The organism is Caulobacter sp. ALps2 (assembly GCF_058681635.1).
On record NZ_CM178743.1, the window covers coordinates 3,014,271 to 3,030,391 of the forward strand.

General features: G+C 67.4%; 15 protein-coding genes. 8 read left to right on the forward strand and 7 right to left on the reverse strand.

Translation table 11 applies throughout. The features are described 5' to 3' along the window. The first annotated feature begins 27 nt into the window (after positions 1–27). From ACW173_RS14385 to ACW173_RS14395, 3 genes are read left to right on the forward strand one after another with little or no spacing between them, the layout of a single operon-like run. Positions 28–1,164: a Gfo/Idh/MocA family protein gene (locus tag ACW173_RS14385; RefSeq protein WP_492080675.1), complete on the forward strand. Its 1,137-nt coding sequence runs from the start codon at positions 28–30 to the stop codon at positions 1,162–1,164. 10 nt (positions 1,165–1,174) lie between these two features. Continuing rightward, positions 1,175–2,527, forward strand: a complete 1,353-nt coding sequence (locus ACW173_RS14390) for a Gfo/Idh/MocA family protein (RefSeq protein ID WP_492080676.1) — start codon at positions 1,175–1,177, stop codon at positions 2,525–2,527. Between the two features lie 10 nt (positions 2,528–2,537). Beyond that, positions 2,538–2,972, forward strand: coding sequence for a cupin domain-containing protein (locus ACW173_RS14395; RefSeq protein ID WP_492080677.1), 435 nt, complete (start codon positions 2,538–2,540; stop codon positions 2,970–2,972). A 12-nt stretch (positions 2,973–2,984) separates the two neighbouring features. Here ACW173_RS14395 and ACW173_RS14400 read toward each other — a convergent pair whose 3' ends face one another. The 4 genes from ACW173_RS14400 to ACW173_RS14415 all read right to left on the reverse strand — a co-directional run bounded on the left by ACW173_RS14400 (position 2,985) and on the right by ACW173_RS14415 (position 7,813). After that, positions 2,985–3,488, reverse strand: coding sequence for a DNA-deoxyinosine glycosylase (locus ACW173_RS14400; RefSeq protein ID WP_492085998.1), 504 nt, complete (start codon positions 3,486–3,488; stop codon positions 2,985–2,987). Then, positions 3,488–4,798, reverse strand: coding sequence for an adenylosuccinate lyase (purB, locus tag ACW173_RS14405; protein ID WP_492080678.1), 1,311 nt, complete (start codon positions 4,796–4,798; stop codon positions 3,488–3,490). The genes ACW173_RS14400 and purB overlap by 1 nt, the downstream gene beginning before the upstream one ends. Before the next feature lie 54 nt (positions 4,799–4,852). Further along, on the reverse strand, positions 4,853–6,367 hold the full coding sequence (locus ACW173_RS14410; RefSeq protein WP_492080679.1) for a spinster family MFS transporter: 1,515 nt from the start codon (positions 6,365–6,367) through the stop codon (positions 4,853–4,855). A 111-nt stretch (positions 6,368–6,478) separates the two neighbouring features. Continuing rightward, complete coding sequence (locus ACW173_RS14415) at positions 6,479–7,813, reverse strand: spinster family MFS transporter (protein WP_492080681.1); 1,335 nt, start codon at positions 7,811–7,813, stop codon at positions 6,479–6,481. A 106-nt stretch (positions 7,814–7,919) separates the two neighbouring features. On the opposite strand from ACW173_RS14415, the gene ACW173_RS14420 reads away from it, so the two are divergent. After that, the gene (locus ACW173_RS14420; protein WP_492080682.1) at positions 7,920–8,546 is read left to right on the forward strand and encodes a glutathione S-transferase family protein; all 627 of its coding nucleotides are present in this window, start codon (positions 7,920–7,922) and stop codon (positions 8,544–8,546) included. On the opposite strand, the gene ACW173_RS14425 is transcribed toward ACW173_RS14420, so the two are convergent. Continuing rightward, positions 8,543–9,004 carry a hypothetical protein gene (locus ACW173_RS14425; RefSeq protein WP_492080683.1) on the reverse strand — a complete coding sequence of 154 codons (462 nt, stop codon included), beginning with the start codon at positions 9,002–9,004 and terminating at the stop codon, positions 8,543–8,545. The genes ACW173_RS14420 and ACW173_RS14425 overlap by 4 nt on opposite strands. A gap of 25 nt (positions 9,005–9,029) precedes the next feature. Next, the gene (locus ACW173_RS14430; RefSeq protein ID WP_492080684.1) at positions 9,030–9,518 is read right to left on the reverse strand and encodes a hypothetical protein; all 489 of its coding nucleotides are present in this window, start codon (positions 9,516–9,518) and stop codon (positions 9,030–9,032) included. An 813-nt stretch (positions 9,519–10,331) separates the two neighbouring features. Here ACW173_RS14430 and ACW173_RS14435 point away from each other — a divergent pair. From ACW173_RS14435 to ACW173_RS14445, 3 genes are read left to right on the forward strand one after another with little or no spacing between them, the layout of a single operon-like run. Then, on the forward strand, positions 10,332–11,849 hold the full coding sequence (locus ACW173_RS14435) for an NAD(P)/FAD-dependent oxidoreductase (RefSeq protein ID WP_492080685.1): 1,518 nt from the start codon (positions 10,332–10,334) through the stop codon (positions 11,847–11,849). A 2-nt stretch (positions 11,850–11,851) separates the two neighbouring features. Further along, positions 11,852–12,280 (forward strand): GtrA family protein, encoded by a 429-nt coding sequence (locus tag ACW173_RS14440; protein ID WP_492080686.1) that lies wholly within the window; start codon positions 11,852–11,854, stop codon positions 12,278–12,280. Continuing rightward, positions 12,277–14,178 carry a hypothetical protein gene (locus ACW173_RS14445; protein ID WP_492080687.1) on the forward strand — a complete coding sequence of 634 codons (1,902 nt, stop codon included), beginning with the start codon at positions 12,277–12,279 and terminating at the stop codon, positions 14,176–14,178. Before ACW173_RS14440 ends, ACW173_RS14445 begins: the two co-directional genes overlap by 4 nt. On the opposite strand, the gene ACW173_RS14450 is transcribed toward ACW173_RS14445, so the two are convergent. Then, complete coding sequence (locus tag ACW173_RS14450; protein ID WP_492080688.1) at positions 14,148–14,315, reverse strand: hypothetical protein; 168 nt, start codon at positions 14,313–14,315, stop codon at positions 14,148–14,150. The genes ACW173_RS14445 and ACW173_RS14450 overlap by 31 nt on opposite strands. Before the next feature lie 211 nt (positions 14,316–14,526). Between ACW173_RS14450 and ACW173_RS14455 the strand changes: the two genes are divergently transcribed. After that, positions 14,527–15,894 (forward strand): sugar MFS transporter, encoded by a 1,368-nt coding sequence (locus ACW173_RS14455; protein ID WP_492080689.1) that lies wholly within the window; start codon positions 14,527–14,529, stop codon positions 15,892–15,894. Positions 15,895–16,121 lie beyond the last annotated feature (227 nt).

Below are 16,121 nucleotides of genomic sequence, written 5' to 3' on the forward strand. Positions count from 1 at the left end.
AGGCAAGCTGACGCGTGGAGGAAACCGATGAACGATCTCGCAAGTCGCCGAGCGGTGCTGATGGCGGCGGGACTGGGCGGCGCGGCCCTCGCGAGTGGCGCGGCCATAGCTCAAGAGGTCGCCGCGCCGGGACCGGCCCTGACGGCGAAACACAAGATCAAGTTCGCGGTGATCGGCCTCGACCACTATCACATCATGAGCATGACCGCGGCCGTGAAGCGGGGCGGCGGCGAGTGCGTTTGGGTCTACGCCTACAACAACGACGCCAAGCAGCTGGCCGACTTCAAGAAGCAGCACGGCGACGTGCCGGTGGCCGCCAGCATCGACCAGATCCTCGATGACAAGTCGGTCCAGCTGGTCGCCGCCGCGCCCATCCCCGACCAGCGCACGCCGCTGGGCCTGAAGGTGATGGCCGCCGGCAAGGACTACCTGGCCGACAAGCCGGGCATCATCACCCTGGAGCAACTGGCCCAAGTCCGCGCGGCGGTGAAGAAGACCGGCCGCAAGTACGCGATCATGTACTCCGAACGCCTCGAAGTGCCCTCGGCGATCAAGGCCGGCGAGCTGGTCCACGCTGGCGCGATCGGCAAGGTCGTGCAGACCGTCAACCTGGCCCCGCACCGCATCGGCCAGGGCCGTCCGGACTGGTTCTGGGACAAGGCCCGCTATGGCGGCATCCTCACCGACATCGGCTCGCACCAGGCCGACCAGTTCCTGTTCTACACCGGCAGCAAGACCGCCAAGATCGTGGCCAGCCAGACCGGCAACATCGCCAACACCGACCATCCCAAGTTCGAGGACTTCGGCGACCTGACCGCCGTCGGCGACGGCGGCACGGGTTATGTGCGGGTCGACTGGTACACGCCCGACGGCCTAGGCGTCTGGGGCGACGGGCGGCTCTTCATCCTCGGGACCGAGGGCTATATCGAGCTGCGGAAGTACATCGATCCCACCGGCCGGCCGGGCGCCAACCACCTGCTGATCGTCGACAAGAAACAGGCCCGCTACATCGACTGCAGCCAGGTCCAGTTGCCGTTCGGGCCACAGTTCGTCACCGACATCGTCGAGCGCACGTCCGTCGCCCAGGACCAGGACCAGGCCCTGCTGGCCGCCGAACTGGTGCTGACCGCCCAGAAGAACGCCACCAAGCCCGTGCTGGGTTGAGGGGATGACGATGAGCAATCCGACCCGTCGCGGGATACTCGCCGCCGGCATCGCCTTTCCGACCATCGTGCCGGCCACGGTCTTCGGCCAGAACGCGCCGTCGAACCGCATCAATATCGGCGTCATCGGCGTGGGCCGCATCGCTCGCGGCCACGACATGGCCGAGACCTTCAAATACGACCACGCCCAGATCCTGGCGGTCTGCGATGTCGACTCCAAGCGCCTGGCCCTGGGCAAGCAGCTGGTCGACGAGACCTATGCCAAGAAGTATGGCCGCCCCTGGGACAGCGCCCGGACCTATGCCGACTATCACGAGCTTCTGGCCGCCAAGGACATCGACGCGGTGATCATCGCCACGCCCGACCACCAGCACGCCATCCCGGCCGTGCACGCGGTCAAGGCCGGCAAGGACGTCTATCTGCAGAAGCCGGCCTCGCTGACCATCGCCGAGGGCCGGACCATGGCCGACGCGGTGGCCGCTACCGGCCGTATCCTGCAGATCGGCTCGCAGCAGCGCTCGGACAAGCCCTGGCCGCAGTTCCGCCGCGCCTGCGAGCTGGTCCGCAACGGCCGCATCGGCCAGCTCAAGCATGTCGAGGTCGGGCTGCCGGGCGATCCGTCCGGGCCGGAGGCGCCGCGACAGCCGATCCCGACCAACCTGAACTACGACGCCTGGCTGGGGTCCACGCCCGAGGCCTATTACACCGAGATGCGGGTCCATCCGCAGGGCTCGTTCGACCGGCCGGGCTGGCTGCGCTGCGAGCAGTTCGGGGCCGGCATGATCACTGGCTGGGGCGCCCACCACGTCGACACCGCCCATTGGGGCATGGACATGGAGCATTCGGGGCCCGTCGAGATCTGGGGCTCGGCCGAGTTCCCGACCAGCGGCCTGTGGAACGTGCACGGCAAGTTCCTGACCCACGCCCGCTACGCCAATGGCGTGACCATGGACATCTCGGGCGACTTCCCGAACGGGGTGAAGTTCATTGGCACGGAGGGCTGGATCTTCGTGGCCCGCGACGCGGCCGTCACCTCCAGCGACCCGAGTTTCGGCCAGAAGCCGAGCCCGGCGCTCAGCGCCAGCAATCCCAAGGTCCTGGACAGCGTGATCGGGCCGAACGAGATCCATCTGCGCAAGTCCGAGGAGCAGCACGGCGACTGGCTGGACTCGATCAAGACCCGCGAAGCCCCGTCGGCTCCGGCCGAGATCGGCCACCGCGCCTGCACCACCTGCCTGCTGCACCACACGGCCATGAAGACCGGCCGTCGCCTGAAGTGGGATCCCAAGGCCGAACGCTTCATTGGCGACGACGCCGCCAACGCCATGCTCAGCCGCCCGCAGCGCAAGCCATACACGTTCTAGGGAGATGGCGATGATCACAAAACGAGACTTCGCCATCGCCATTGGCGCGGTGGCTGTGACCCTGGCCGGCGTCGCCGTCGCCCAGGCCCCCAAGCCGGCCTTGCTGGGCCCATCCGTCTGGCGCTGGGACGAGATCAAATCCCACCCCACCGACGTCGGCGCCTACGCCCAGATCACGCGTGCGCCCACCGCGACGCTGGACGAGCTGGAGATGCACGTCACGACCCTTAAACCGGGGCTGAGCTCTCACGCGCCCCACACCCATCCGAACGAGGAGCTGGTGATCATCCGCGAGGGTGAGGTCGAGGTGCTGTCAGGCGGCGTCTGGAAGAAGGTCGGCCCGGGCGGGGTGGTGTTCAACGCGTCAAACAGCCCGCATGCGCTGAAGAACGTGGGGACCACGGATGCGGTCTATCATGTGATCAACTGGAAGAGCCCGAAGTAGACAGGGGAGGCGCTATCTAAAACCCTCTCTCATTGAGAGAGGGGTTTTGAGTGCGCTCCAGGCTTCCGCCTTCTGCGCGAACGTCCGCGCTGCATGCGCTGGAGACGACGAGGGGAGGGCGATCGTCGGGATGCGCTCGCCGATCATCTTTCCACCCAGCTTCGCCGCCGTGCCGCCGTTGAAGGCGACGGTCCGCAGCGCCGGCAGACCCTCGATCAGCTTCAGCAAGTCGTTCGCCGCCGGGTCGCGGATCGCCGCGTCCAGGCTGCCGGGGCGTTCGGCCTCGGCGATGACGTCCCATAGGCCGACGCCGTGGGCCAGCAACGCCGCCAGCCGCGCCTCGTAGTCCAGCGGGACCAGGGGCGTATCGAGCACGCCCTCCATCAGGCGCCAGAAGGCGTTTCGCGGATTGCCGTAGTATTGCTGGGCGGCCAGCGAGGCCTCGCCCGGCAGGCTGCCCAGGATCAGGACGCGCGTGTTGGCGTCGACGACCGCTGGGAAGCCTGCCTTGCGAATTACGCTTGCTCGCCGAAGACGCGCTTGAAGATCACGTCGACGTTCTTGGTGTGGTAGCCGTAGTCGAACAGCTCCTCGAGCACGGTGTCCGACAGGGCCTTGGAGACCACGGGGTCGGCCTTCAGGAAGTCGATGAAGCGGCCTTCGCCGCGCCAGACCTTCATGGCGTTGCCCTGAACGGCGGCATAGGCGTCCTCACGGCTCACGCCTTCCTGCGTCAGGGCCAGCATGACGCGCTGCGAGAACACCAGGCCGCCCAGCTTGTCCAGGTTCTTGGCCATGTTGTCGGGATAGATGTTGAAGCGCTCGATGACGCCGGCCAGGCGGCGCAGGGCGAAGTCGAGGTGGATGGTGGCGTCGGGGCCGATGCCGCGCTCGACCGACGAGTGGCTGATGTCGCGCTCGTGCCAGAGGGCGACGTTCTCCATCGCCGGGACCACGGCCGAGCGGACCAGGCGGGCCAGGCCCGTCAGGTTCTCGGTCAGGATCGGGTTGCGCTTGTGCGGCATGGCCGACGAGCCCTTCTGGCCCGGATCGAAAGGCTCCTCGGCCTCCAGCACCTCGGTGCGCTGCAGGTGGCGGATCTCGGTGGCCAGGCGCTCGACCGACGAGGCGACGACGCCCAGGGCCGCGAAATAGGCGGCATGGCGGTCGCGCGGGATCACCTGGGTCGAGACCGGTTCGACGGCCAGGCCCATCTTGTCGGCCACGTGCTGTTCGACGCGCGGATCGACATTGGCGAAGGTGCCGACGGCGCCCGAGATCGCGCAGGTGGCGATCTCGAACTTGGCCATCGCCAGGCGCTCCTTGGCGCGCTGGAATTCGGCGTAGTAGCCGGCCAGCTTGAGGCCGAAGGTCAGCGGCTCGGCGTGGATGCCGTGGCTGCGGCCGACGCAGACGGTCATCTTGTGCTCGAGCGCGCGGCGCTTCAGGGCGGCCAGGACCAGGTCGACGTCTTCCAGCAGCAGGTCGGTGGCCTTGCTGAGCTGCACGGCGAAGCAGGTGTCCAGCACGTCGCTGCTGGTCATGCCCTGGTGCAGGAAGCGAGCTTCGGGACCGACGATTTCCGACACGTGGGTCAGGAAGGCGATGACGTCATGCTTGGTGACGCGCTCGATCTCGTCGATGCGGTCGCTGTCCCAGACCGCGTCGCGGCCCTTCTCCCAGATCGTCTCGGCGGCGAGCTTCGGGATGGTCCCGATCTCGGCCATGGCGTCGGCGGCGTGGGCCTCGATCTCGAACCAGATCTTGTACTTGGTCTGGCTGGACCAGATGGCGGCGGCTTCGGGGCGGGCGTAGCGGCTGATCATGGGGCGGCCGTTTCGGCCCGACCGCCCCCGGAGTCAAGGGAAGAGGCTTATTACTTACGCCGCTTCCCGTTCCTTCATGTGCTTGACCATGCCGATCGCGGCCAGGGCGTAGTGGACGCCGGCCCAGGCGTAGAAGCACAGCGAGATGATGATGCCCTGCTGGCTGGACAGGGCCAGGGTCGAGCGGCACTGGGCCGCCAGCTCGGGCGCCGAACCCTTGGGGGCGATGCCGCCGGGGCAGGTGGCCGCGAAGTTCTGACCGCCTTCGACACCAAACGAGCCCAGCAGGCTGTGGATCACGCCCGCCGCGTCGGGGGTGTTGAAGTGATACTGGGCCAGGTGGTCGATCAGCCAGCCGGTGAACACCGGCCCGCCGCCCAGGGCGATCAGGTTCAGGAAGAAGAACAGCAGGGCCGTGGCTGTGGCCCGGCGGCGCGGCTCCACCGAGTTCTGGACCACGGCGAAGGTCGGGGCCAGGTACACGTAGTGGAAGATGCCGGGAACCAGCAGGATCATCGCCGTCGCCCGCCAGTCGCTCTGCAGGTAGGCGAGGATATAGATCGGCGTGCAGATGATCAGGCCGATGGCGGGAACCCAGGCGTACCACTTGACGCTGCGCTTGCCGGCCCAGTCGCTCAAGAAACCGCCGACCAGGGTGCCGACGCCGGCCGAGAAGCCGCCGATCAGGCCGGTGATCAAACCCACCTGCGCCAGGCCCAGGCCAAAGGCGCGCACGAAGTAGGACGGCACGAACGCGCCCGAGCCGTACGAGCCGAACGAGGCGATGGTCACGCCCAGCACCATGTGCAGGACCGGCCACTTGAAGAACAGGATCTTGAAGACCGCCCACAGTTCGGAGAACTCGTTGGCCATTGAGAAGGCCGGCTTGGGCGCGGGCTCGACCACGACGGCTTCAGCTTCGATCGGACGCTCGACGATCTCGGAGTGGCCGCGCGGCGGTTCCTTGACCACCAGCTTGACGATCAGCGCCAGGATGATGCCGGGCAGGCCGACGATGACGAAGGCCACGCGCCAGCTGAACTCCTGGGCCAGCCAGCCCCCGGCGACCGCGCCGAACATGGTCCCCAGCGGGATGCCGAACGAATAGATCGACAGGGCCGAGGCGCGTTTCTTGGGTTCGTAATAGTCGCTGATCAGCGAGTGGCTGGGCGGCGAGCAGCCGGCCTCGCCGACCCCGACGCCGAAGCGGAACAGGGCCAGTTGGGCGAAGCTGGTGGCCGCGCCGCACAGGGCGGTGAAGCCCGACCAGACGACCAGCGACAGCGAGATGATGGTCACCCGGTTCCAGCGCTCGGCCAGGCGGGCGATGGGGATGCCCAGGATCGTGTAGAGCAGGGCGAAGTAGAGGCCGCCCAGCAAGCCCAGCTGGGTGTCGGTCAGCTTCAGGTCGACCTTGATGGCCTGGCCGATGGTGGCGATGATCGTCCGGTCGATGAAGTTGAAGGTGTAGGCGGCCAGCAGCAGCCCCAGCACCGTCGCCTTGTAGCCATTCGAGTAAATGGGCGAATAAAGCGGCCGATCGCCGCCGGACGCACGCGCGTCGGCCATACTGACTCTCTCCCTTCAAACAATTGTTCTAATTCTTTGAGGGGACTGTGACGGAGCGGAAGCCAAAGCGCCAGAGGCTAATTGGGCCGCCCCGCGAGGCGGGGGAGCATCTCAGGCCACCATCTCCTCGCGGATGCTCTTGCGGGCCATCCAGAACAGGCCGAAGGCGGCCAGGCCCAGCATCGTCGAGAAGATCAGCGCCCAGCGCACGCCCTGGGCTTCGCCCATGCCCATCGGCCCCGCCAGCACGTCGCTGAGGATGCCAACGGCCAGCGGGCCGAGACCCAGGCCGATCAGGTTGATGATCAGCAGCAGCACGGCCGAGGCCGTCGCTCGCAGGGCGGGGTCGACGATGCTCTGGGCGGTGGCGTAGACGGGGCCGTACCACAGCGTCCCCAGCAGGGCGTTGATGGCCAGCAGGCCTATGGCGGTCATCGGCGCGTCCAGGCTGACGGCGGTGATGTAGATCGGAATGGTGATCAGCGAGGCGACCGCCGGCACGGTGACGTAGGCGCGCAGGTCCTTGGCTCCCAGGCGGTCGGCGAAGACCCCGCCCAGCCAGGCGCCGATGACCCCCGCCGTGCCGCCGATCAGCCCCAGGGACAGCCCCAGGAACCCGGCCGACTTCAGACCGAAGCCGTCGGCGAGAGCGGCGATCTCCGGCCCGTGGTTGCGGAAGAAGAACGAGGCGGTGAACGGCGCGTGGCCATAGCCGATGAAGGCCTTGATCGAGGCGGCCAGGGCCACCAGCCAGAAGGTCTTCTTGGTCGCCAGCACCGCGAGGGCGGCGGCGAAGCTGATCTGCGAACTGGCGCGCGCGGCCATCTCGGCGGCCAGCTGCTTGCGCGGCTCCACCAGCGTGAAGGCCGCGACCAAGGCGAAGATGACGCCCGGCGCGCCGGCCACCATGAAGGCCACGCGCCAGCCGTAGGAGTCGGCGATCAGCCCGCCCATGGCCATCCCCGCCAGGGTGCCCAGCGGCGTGCCGATCGAATAGAAGGCGATGGCGCTGGCCCGCTTCTCCTTGGGCACGTAGTCGGTGATCAGCGAGTGGGCCGGCGGCGTGCAGCCGGCCTCGCCGACGCCCACGCCGATCCGCGCCAGGATCAGCTGCCAGAAGTTCTGGGTGAAGCCGCACAGCACGGTGAAGGCGCTCCAGGCGGCCACCGAGGCGCCGATGATGAAGGGGCGGTTCCTGGTCTCGGCCAGGCGGGCGATCGGGATGCCCAGCACGGTGTAGAAGATGGCGAAGGCCAGGCCTGTCATCATGCCCAGCTGCCAGTCGGCCAGGCCGAGGTCGCGCTTGATCGGCTCGGCCAGGATGTTGACCACCTGCCGGTCCAGGAAGTTCAGGGTGTAGATGATCAGCAGCACCCACAGGGCGTAACGGCGGTAGGCCGTCGACACAGGCGCGATGACGGGCGACGGCGTGGCGGCTTCCGCCATGGACTCTCTCTCCCTCGAACAGTTGTTCTAATCGTTGAGGTCACCTTAGACGCAGGCTAAGCCCGATGACCATCCGGCAATTCAAGCCCCTCAGGGAGAGCGCGTCATGGAACTCGTGATCGGCACCAAGGCGTGGTCCTCGTGGTCGCTGCGCCCGTGGCTGGCGCTGAAGCGCGTCGGCGCGCCGTTCCAGGAGATCGAGGTGGCGCTGCGCCAGGGCGACGTCACCAGCGCCGAGATCGGCAAGATCTCGCCCACCAGGCTGGCGCCCGCCCTGAAGGACGGCGACCTGGTCGTTTGGGACTCGCTGGCGATTTGCGAATATCTGGCCGAGAAGTTCCCGGACGCGAACCTCTGGCCGCGGGATCCCGCCCTACGCGCTTTGGCCCGCGCGACGGCGGCCGAGATGCACTCGGGCTTCCAGGCCTTGCGCGGCGAATGCCCGATGGCGCTGGACGAGGCTCCGCGCAAGCTGGAGATCTCGGAAGCGACCCAGAAGAACGTGCGCGCGATCGTCGAGCGCTGGAACCAGCTGCTCGCGCGCTCGGGCGGACCGTTCCTGCTGGGCGAATGGTCGATCGCCGACGCCTTCTGGACGCCGGTGGCGACGCGCTTCCGCACCTACCAGATCACCCTCTCGGACTACGGCGACGCCGGCGCGGCGCAGGCCTATGCCGAGCGCTTGCTGCGGACGCCGGAGTTCCTGGAGTGGGAGCGCGTCGCGACAGCCTAGAGGCCGGTGGGGACGCCGTTCTCGACGGGCGGGGGGCCGCAACGGCCGGCCCGGGCCTGCACCACATAGAACAGGGCGCGCCCCTGGGCGAAGGCGGTGTGCTCGGCCAGCGGATTGGTCGGCTGGCCGGTCGTCAGGCTCAGGGCCTGCTCGCCGCCGCCGGCCGCGGACTGGCCTAGCGAGGCCTGGTTCCACTTGCTGAGCTGGGCGGCGCAGGCGGCGACCACGGCGTCGGCCACCACCTCGGCGCCGTCCTTCGAGCCGGCCAGGCTGTAGGCCCAGCGGCGCGTGCACTCCTCGACCGGCATCGACGGATCGGCCGCCGCCGTCGCGCCGGGGGCGGTCTTGAAGTCGGCGCAAATCTTCGGATTGGCCATGGCGTCGTGGCCGTTCTCGCACGCGGCGAGACCAAGGGCGGCCATTGCCAGTACAAAGGCCATCACGGGCTTGCGGATCATCTTGTGGTCTTCCTGGAGTGAGCGGTCAGCGGGGGCAGATCTGGACGGCGCGCGAACTCAGGCGGCCGCGATCGTCGTAGTAGGAGATCGTCGCGTCACGGCAGACGCCGCCCGACGGGGCGGTGTTCGACACCTGCTGGAAGGTCCCGTTCTGGACCGTGCCGCTGGCGACCGGATTGCCCATGTGGTCGTAGTAGACCCGCCGCACGGGGGCGGGCCGGGCGACGGAGGCCGAGCCGCCACGCGGCGCGGAGTCGTAATAGACGGTGCGGGTGCGATGGCAGCCGCTCTTGCCGATCTGGCGGCCGACCAGCGCGCCGCCGACGCCGCCGATCAGCAGGCCGCCGCCGCCCTTCGAGATGGCGTTGCCAACCAGGGCGCCGCCCAGGCCGCCGATCACCGTGCCGGTGGCCTTGCGACTACGACAGGACGCGGCGTTGGCGTCGGTGGGCGCCATGACGGCGGGAAGAGCCATGGCGCCGATGGCCAGGCCGATGACGATGAGACGGGGCATGTGATCCTCGCCGGTTAAGGTCCCTCGGGGCTCTCAACGCGGCTGGTGGCCGGAAGGATGCGTGGAAGTGTCGGCTGGACGACTTGTGGGGCTTTTGAACCCCTCTCTCTAAGAGAGAGGGAGTTTTACGGGGACCGACGGCGCTGTATCCTCGGAATTGGCGAGATCGAACTCAGTGAAATCAACGGCTTGTCGATTTTACACGTCGCTGAATGATCCGCGTTCAGAACCGCCCCCATACTCATAGCCATCCCCGTCGCGGGGGAGGGCGTTTGGATCCGGCCCAAAACGGCGGCGGGGGTAGGTTGAGCGGGGTCGCTGCGCGGTCCCCGGCGGCTTCGCCAGGTCGCGTGGCTTACTCTTTAGGAGCGCACGCGGGTGACGGATCGTCCGGGATCAAGACCGAGCAGCGGAGCGACAGGGCGGTGATCGTACAAGCCGCCTATCGTGGATCGCCGAGCTGGAGACGGATTGAGCCGATCCAGTTGGTCCACGCCCGTCCGGGGGCTCTTGGGGACCCGAGCTGAAATACGCTCACGCCTCCCGTCCTCACGGAAAAAACAGCCTGGCGGAGCGGTCGACGAGCCGAAACGCAAACATACAATCACGGTCTCCGGGTTCGCCCGGCCGCTCCGCCGCCTCCCCACACATCTTCAGCGGCTGGCCGCGTGAAGCGGCGACGTCGTGCCTCCGCGACCTATCGTCCCGGATTCACGATTAACCTGGATTCACCACGCGTGAGGACCTGGCCTTAACCATCCCGCCCCATCCTGTACTGAAATGGGACTGCCTAGACGGCACTGGAGGGGGCGCATGGCCCAGCACGTGGAAACCTTGGTGATCGGCGCCGGACCGGCCGGCCTGACGACCGCCTACACCCTGGCCAAGGCTGGCCGGGACGTGACCGTGCTGGAGATGGATCCGACCTATGTCGGCGGCATCAGCCGGACCGTGGACTACAAGGGCTTCAAGTTCGACATCGGCGGCCACCGCTTCTTCTCGAAGAGCCAGGAGATCGTCGACCTCTGGAACGAGATCCTGCCCGACGACTTCATCGACCGGCCGCGCCTGTCGCGCATCTATTATCGCGAGAAGTTCTACGCCTATCCGCTGAAGGCCTTCGAGGCCCTGGCCAATCTGGGCGTCTGGACGGCGACCAAGTGCATGGCCTCGTTCGGCTGGGCCAAGCTGAACCCGATCGCCAAGCCGACCACGTTCCACGAATGGGTCCGCAACCAGTTCGGCGAGAAGCTGTTCTCGATCTTCTTCAAGACCTACACCGAGAAGGTGTGGGGCATGAGCTGCGACGAGATCTCGGCCGACTGGGCCAGCCAGCGCATCAAGGGTCTGGACCTGGCCGCCGCCATCATCGACGGCGTCAAGCGTTCGCTGGGCGTCAAGGCCAAGCCGGGCCAAACAGCAGGGATGGGTGAGGGCTCGCCCAAGACCCTGATCGAGAGCTTCCGTTATCCCCGCAAGGGTCCCGGCATGATGTGGGAGGCCTGCGCCGAAAAGATCGCCGCCCTGGGCGGGCAGGTCCGCATGGGCCGCAAGGTCGACGGCCTGCACTACGACAAGCTGGCCAAGATCTGGACCGTTTCGGTCACCGCCGCCGACGGCAAAAAAGAGATCTATACGGCCGACGACGTCGTCTCGTCGGCGCCGATCCGCGAGCTGATGCAGGCGGTTTCGCCGACCCCGATCAGCGTCTTCCACGCCGGCGAGCTGATGTACCGCGACTTCCTGACCGTGGTGCTGATCGGCAAGCCGCAGAAGGAACTGCCCGACAACTGGATCTACATCCACGATCCGTCGGTGAAGGTCGGCCGCGTGCAGAACTTCCGCTCGTGGTCGCCGGAGATGATCCCGGATGGCGTCTCGACCTGCCTGGGTCTGGAGTATTTCTGCTTCGAGGGCGACGGCCTGTGGACCACCTCGGACACGGATCTGGTCGCCCAGGCCAAGCGCGAGATCGCCAAGATCGGCCTGATGGATCCCGCCGACGTCTACGACGCCTGCGTGGTGCGCCAGCACAAGGCCTATCCGGTCTATGACGACGCCTATGCCGAGCACATCAAGATGATCCGCCTGGACCTGAAGATGCACTTCCCGGGCCTGCACCTCGTGGGCCGCAACGGCATGCACAAGTACAACAACCAGGACCACGCCATGATGACCGGCCTCCTGACCGCCGAGAACATCATCGCCGGCGAGACCCTGCACGACGTGTGGGAGGTCAACGAGGACGCCGAATACGGCGAGGCCGGCGTCTCCGGCGCCCGCGAGGCGCTGCGCAGCGAGCGCCTGACTCCCAAGAAGGTCGCCGCCTGATCATGAACCGGCTCTGGAGGCTCATGCCCGAGGGGCTGCGTGAGCTGGCGCTGTACGGCCTGGCCAGCGCCCTGGCGCTGGGTCTGGACTGGGGCGTGCTGCTGGGCCTGACGGCGCTGGGCGTGAACTATCTGGTCGCCTCGGGGACCGGCTTCACCAGCGGCGTCGCCGTCACCTATCTGCTGTCGATCTGGGTGGTCTTCCGCCACCGTCCGGTCGCCGATCGCCGGCGCGAGTTCGTCGGTTTCATCGGCGTGGGCCTGGCCGGCCTGATCCTGACCCAGGGCCTGATGGCGCTGTGGGTCGAGGCGCTGCGCATCACGCCCGGCCTGGCCAAGATCCCGACCGCCGGGATCGTTTTCCTGTTCAACTTCACCGTCCGCCGGGCGCTGCTGTTCAAAGCCCCGCGCGTCCATCCCGCTCAGCCGTGAGCCGGCGCGACAAAGCCCTGGGCCTGCTGGCCGCGTTCGGCGTCTTCCTGCTGAGCCGGCCGTACCAGGGCGTTCGCCACGACGGCCGCCTCTATGTCGCCGACGCCTTGGCCAAGCTCGATCCCGCCGGGGTCGGCAAGGACCTGATGTTCGTCCACGACGGCCAGTTCGGGTTCAGCCTTTACACGCCGCTGCTGGCCAAGCTGATCGCGGTCCTGGGACTGTCGGGCGGCGTGCTGGCGGTCGTTCTCGTCACCCTGACGCTGTGGTTCGCGGCCCTCGTCTTGCTGGTCGAGACGCTGCTGGCCGATCGTTCGCCGGGCCTGCGCTGGGCGGCTCTGCTCTTCGCTGTCGCCCTGCCGGCGCTGTATGGCCCGCTGGACGTCATCGGCTTCGGCGAGCCCTACGCGACGCCGCGCGCTCTGGCCGAGGCGGCCGGCTTCCTCGGCATGGCGGCCTATCTGTCCGGCCGCCGGTCCGTGGGGCTTGGGCTCTGCGTGTTGGGCATGCCGTTCCACCCGATCATGGGCCTGTGCGCGGCGGCGGCCATAGGCCTGGCTATGTGTTTCGAAGACCGTCGCTGGCTGTGGGCGGGTCTTGCCGGCATCGTCGCCGTCACGCTCGCGGGCCTGCTGCACCTGCCGGTCGCCGAGCGCATCGTCACTGTCATGGATCCGGCCTGGCGGGCGGTGGTCGCGGCGCGCAGCCCGATCCTGCTGCCCTCGTTGTGGCCGATCGAGACCTGGAACCGCCTGGCGGTCCATGCCAGCACCCTAGCGGCGGGAGCCTTCCTGCTGAGCGGCGCGTCGCGTCGCCTGGCGCTCGGCGCGCTGATCGCCGGCCTGGTCGGCGTGGCCGTCACCGCCGTGTTGGGCGACCGCCTGTCGCTGCTGCTGTTCCTGCAGATCCAGGCCTGGCGGATGCTGGAGCCGATGGCGGTGCTGGCCGCCGTCAGCCTGGCCTTGCTCTGCCTTGAGCTTCCCCGGCGCGGACCGTCGGGCCTGCTGGGACTGGCTTTCCTGGTCTCGGCATGGATGTTCCGCGAGATCGGCGCCCTGGGGCTGAGCCTCGGTTTGATCGGTCTGCTGTTCGTGCTGGTCGGCGACAGGATGCGCTACGATCGGCCGGCGCTGTTTCGCGCCGTGGCCATCGGCCTGCTGGCCGTGTCGGTGATCTTCTACGGCGCTCTGCGCGGCGTGGCCCTGGCCAACGCCCTGGATCGGTTGCCCGAGGTCTGGCCGTTCAGTCAGGGTTATGTCTGGAGCAGCGACCTGCCGGGCCTGGCGATCGCCCTCGTCGTCGGCCTGGGACTGGCGCGGGGCTGGACCGCACCGTCGGCGCCGGTTCGCATCGCCGCCGTCGCCGTGATCGGCCTGCTGGTCGCGGTGCTGTGGGACGACCGCTCGGACTATGTCCGTCATCGCGACCAGGGGAGGGACCCCGCGCTGGTCGCCATGACCGCCTCACGCCCCGGCGCGGTGCTGTGGGTGACGGGCGACGTCGAGCCCTGGCAGTTGATGGGCAGGCCAACCTGGTCCAGCAAGGAGCAGAGCGCCGGTGTGGTTTTCTCGCGGCCCCTAGCGCTGACGCTCTGGGATCGCGCGAAACGGTTGCAAGCGGCGGGCCTGGTCGGACAGGACTGGATGCGTACTCAGACCGTCGCGGCGCAACGCCTGACGCAGCCGAAACCGGCCAATGTCCTCGCCTTCTGCGCCGCTTCGGATGCGCCGGCCTGGATCGTGCGGCCGCTCTGGGAGGATGAAGGTCCGCTGGATCCGGGGCTCAAGGCAAGCACGTGGACGCCAAAGGCGCCCTACGTTCTCCAGTTCACGGACGCCTCGGGCAGCGCCTGGCGAACCGCCAAGCTTTATGCCGTGATCCCTTGCGCGGAGGGCTGAGCGGTGTCGGCCACGTCCTTCGGCTCGGTCAGGCGTCCGAAACTCCAGCACACGAAGTGCACCAGCGCGTCGGCCAGGCCGACCATGGCCGCCAGCACGAACAGGCTGGTCATCAGCAGGATCACGACGACAGACATGTTTTGCTCCTATCCCGCTGAAGACAGCGACGAGGGAGAAATCTGGTTCCAATGGTACCGCTAACAATGGTGGAAAAACCACGACTATGGTTGACAACGTTGTCACGCTTCCGGTGAATGGCGCGTCCGCGCAAAGACGGATTCAGAAACATCGTCGCTTAGGGAGTGGTGCAGTGATTGCGGTGAAATACAGCCTCGAGGGCGCCGTCCGATGACCGACGCCGCGATCGCGAAATCCACGCCAAAAGAGGTCGGCAAGGGCGGGGGCGTCAAGCTGGCCATCGTCTATGTGACCTGCCTGTTCTTCATCTGGGCGCTGGTCACCAACCTGCTCGACCCGCTGCTGAAGACCTTCAAGACGGTCTTCACCCTGAGCCCCGTCGAGGCCAGCCTGACCGGCTTCGCCTTCTTCATCGCCTACGGGATCATGTCGCTGCCGTCGGCGGCTTTCCTGTCCAAGCTGGGTTACGCCAAGTCGGTGATGGTCGGCCTGGGCGGCATCGTCGCCGGCTGCTTCATCGCCATCGCCGCGGCCAAGCTGCACACCTTCGGCGTCTTCCTGGTCGGCCTGTTCGTGATGGCCTCGGGCGTGACCCTGCTGCAGGTGGCCGCCAACCCGCTGATCGCCTCGATGGGCAAGCCCGAGGAATCCTCTTTCCGCCTGAACCTGTCGCAAGCGTTCAATTCGCTGGGCGCGGCCTGCGGCCTGTGGTTCGGCGCCAACTTCCTGCTCAAGGGCGAGATCTTCACCAAGGACGTGGTGATCACCCAGGCCATGCGCGAGCAGGCCCTGGGCTTCGTCTCCAACGTCTACCTCGCCATCGGCGTCGGCCTGGCGCTGTTCATCCTGCTGATCTTCCTAGTCCGCCAGAAGATCACCGACGCCGCGCCGAAGACCGGCCACCTGGTCAATCCGTTCACCGCCCTGACCTCGAAGTGGGCCAATCTGGGCGCGATCGGCATCTTCCTCTATGTCGGCGCCGAGGTGGCGATCTCGCTGCACCTGCTGCTGTTCCTGGAGCAGTCGCGCATCCTGGACATCCCGTCCGAGCAGGCCGGCAAGCTGACCACCTTCTACATGGTGTTCGCCATGATCGGCCGCTTCGCCGGCTCGGCCATGCTCAAAAAGATCAAGGACTACGCCCTGCTGACCGCCGTGGCCGTGGGCGCCATCGCCCTGTGCCTGGTCGTCATCCTGACCAAGGACATGACCCCGACCGCCCACGCCGGCACGGTGAACCTGCTGCTGGCCTCGGCTCCGATGACCAGCGGTCTGATCCCGGCTTTCGCGGCGCTGCTGATCGGCCTGTTCAACTCGATCATGTTCCCGACCATCTTCACCCTGACCTTGCAACGCTCCTCGGCGCCGACCTCGGCGACCTCGGGCCTGCTGTGCATGGCCATCGTGGGCGGCGCCTTCCTGCCGCTGGCCTTCGCCAAGATCGAGGAACTGACCGGCTCGATCTCGATGGGCTTCATCGCCCCGCTGGTCTGCTACCTCTACGTCCTGTGGTTCGCGATCGTGGCCAAGAAGGCCCCGACCCACCAGATCGAGGAAGGCGTGGCCGGCGGCCACTGACCCTCGAAGGACTTGTCCGAACTACCTGCAAGCACCCCCGGGAAGCACGTCTTCCCGGGGGATTTTTTTGTGCGCGTCAACGCCCGCGGTCGGGCCTGTCGGCGAAGGAAGGCGAAGGCGCGGTTGAACGATCAGGCGCGCTTGGCCAGCACCCGGTCGCAGGCAGTTGTGGCTTCTCGGCGAGGCCTGTCGAGAGGCCGAGAAAAGCATCACGCGAAGTTGCTGCC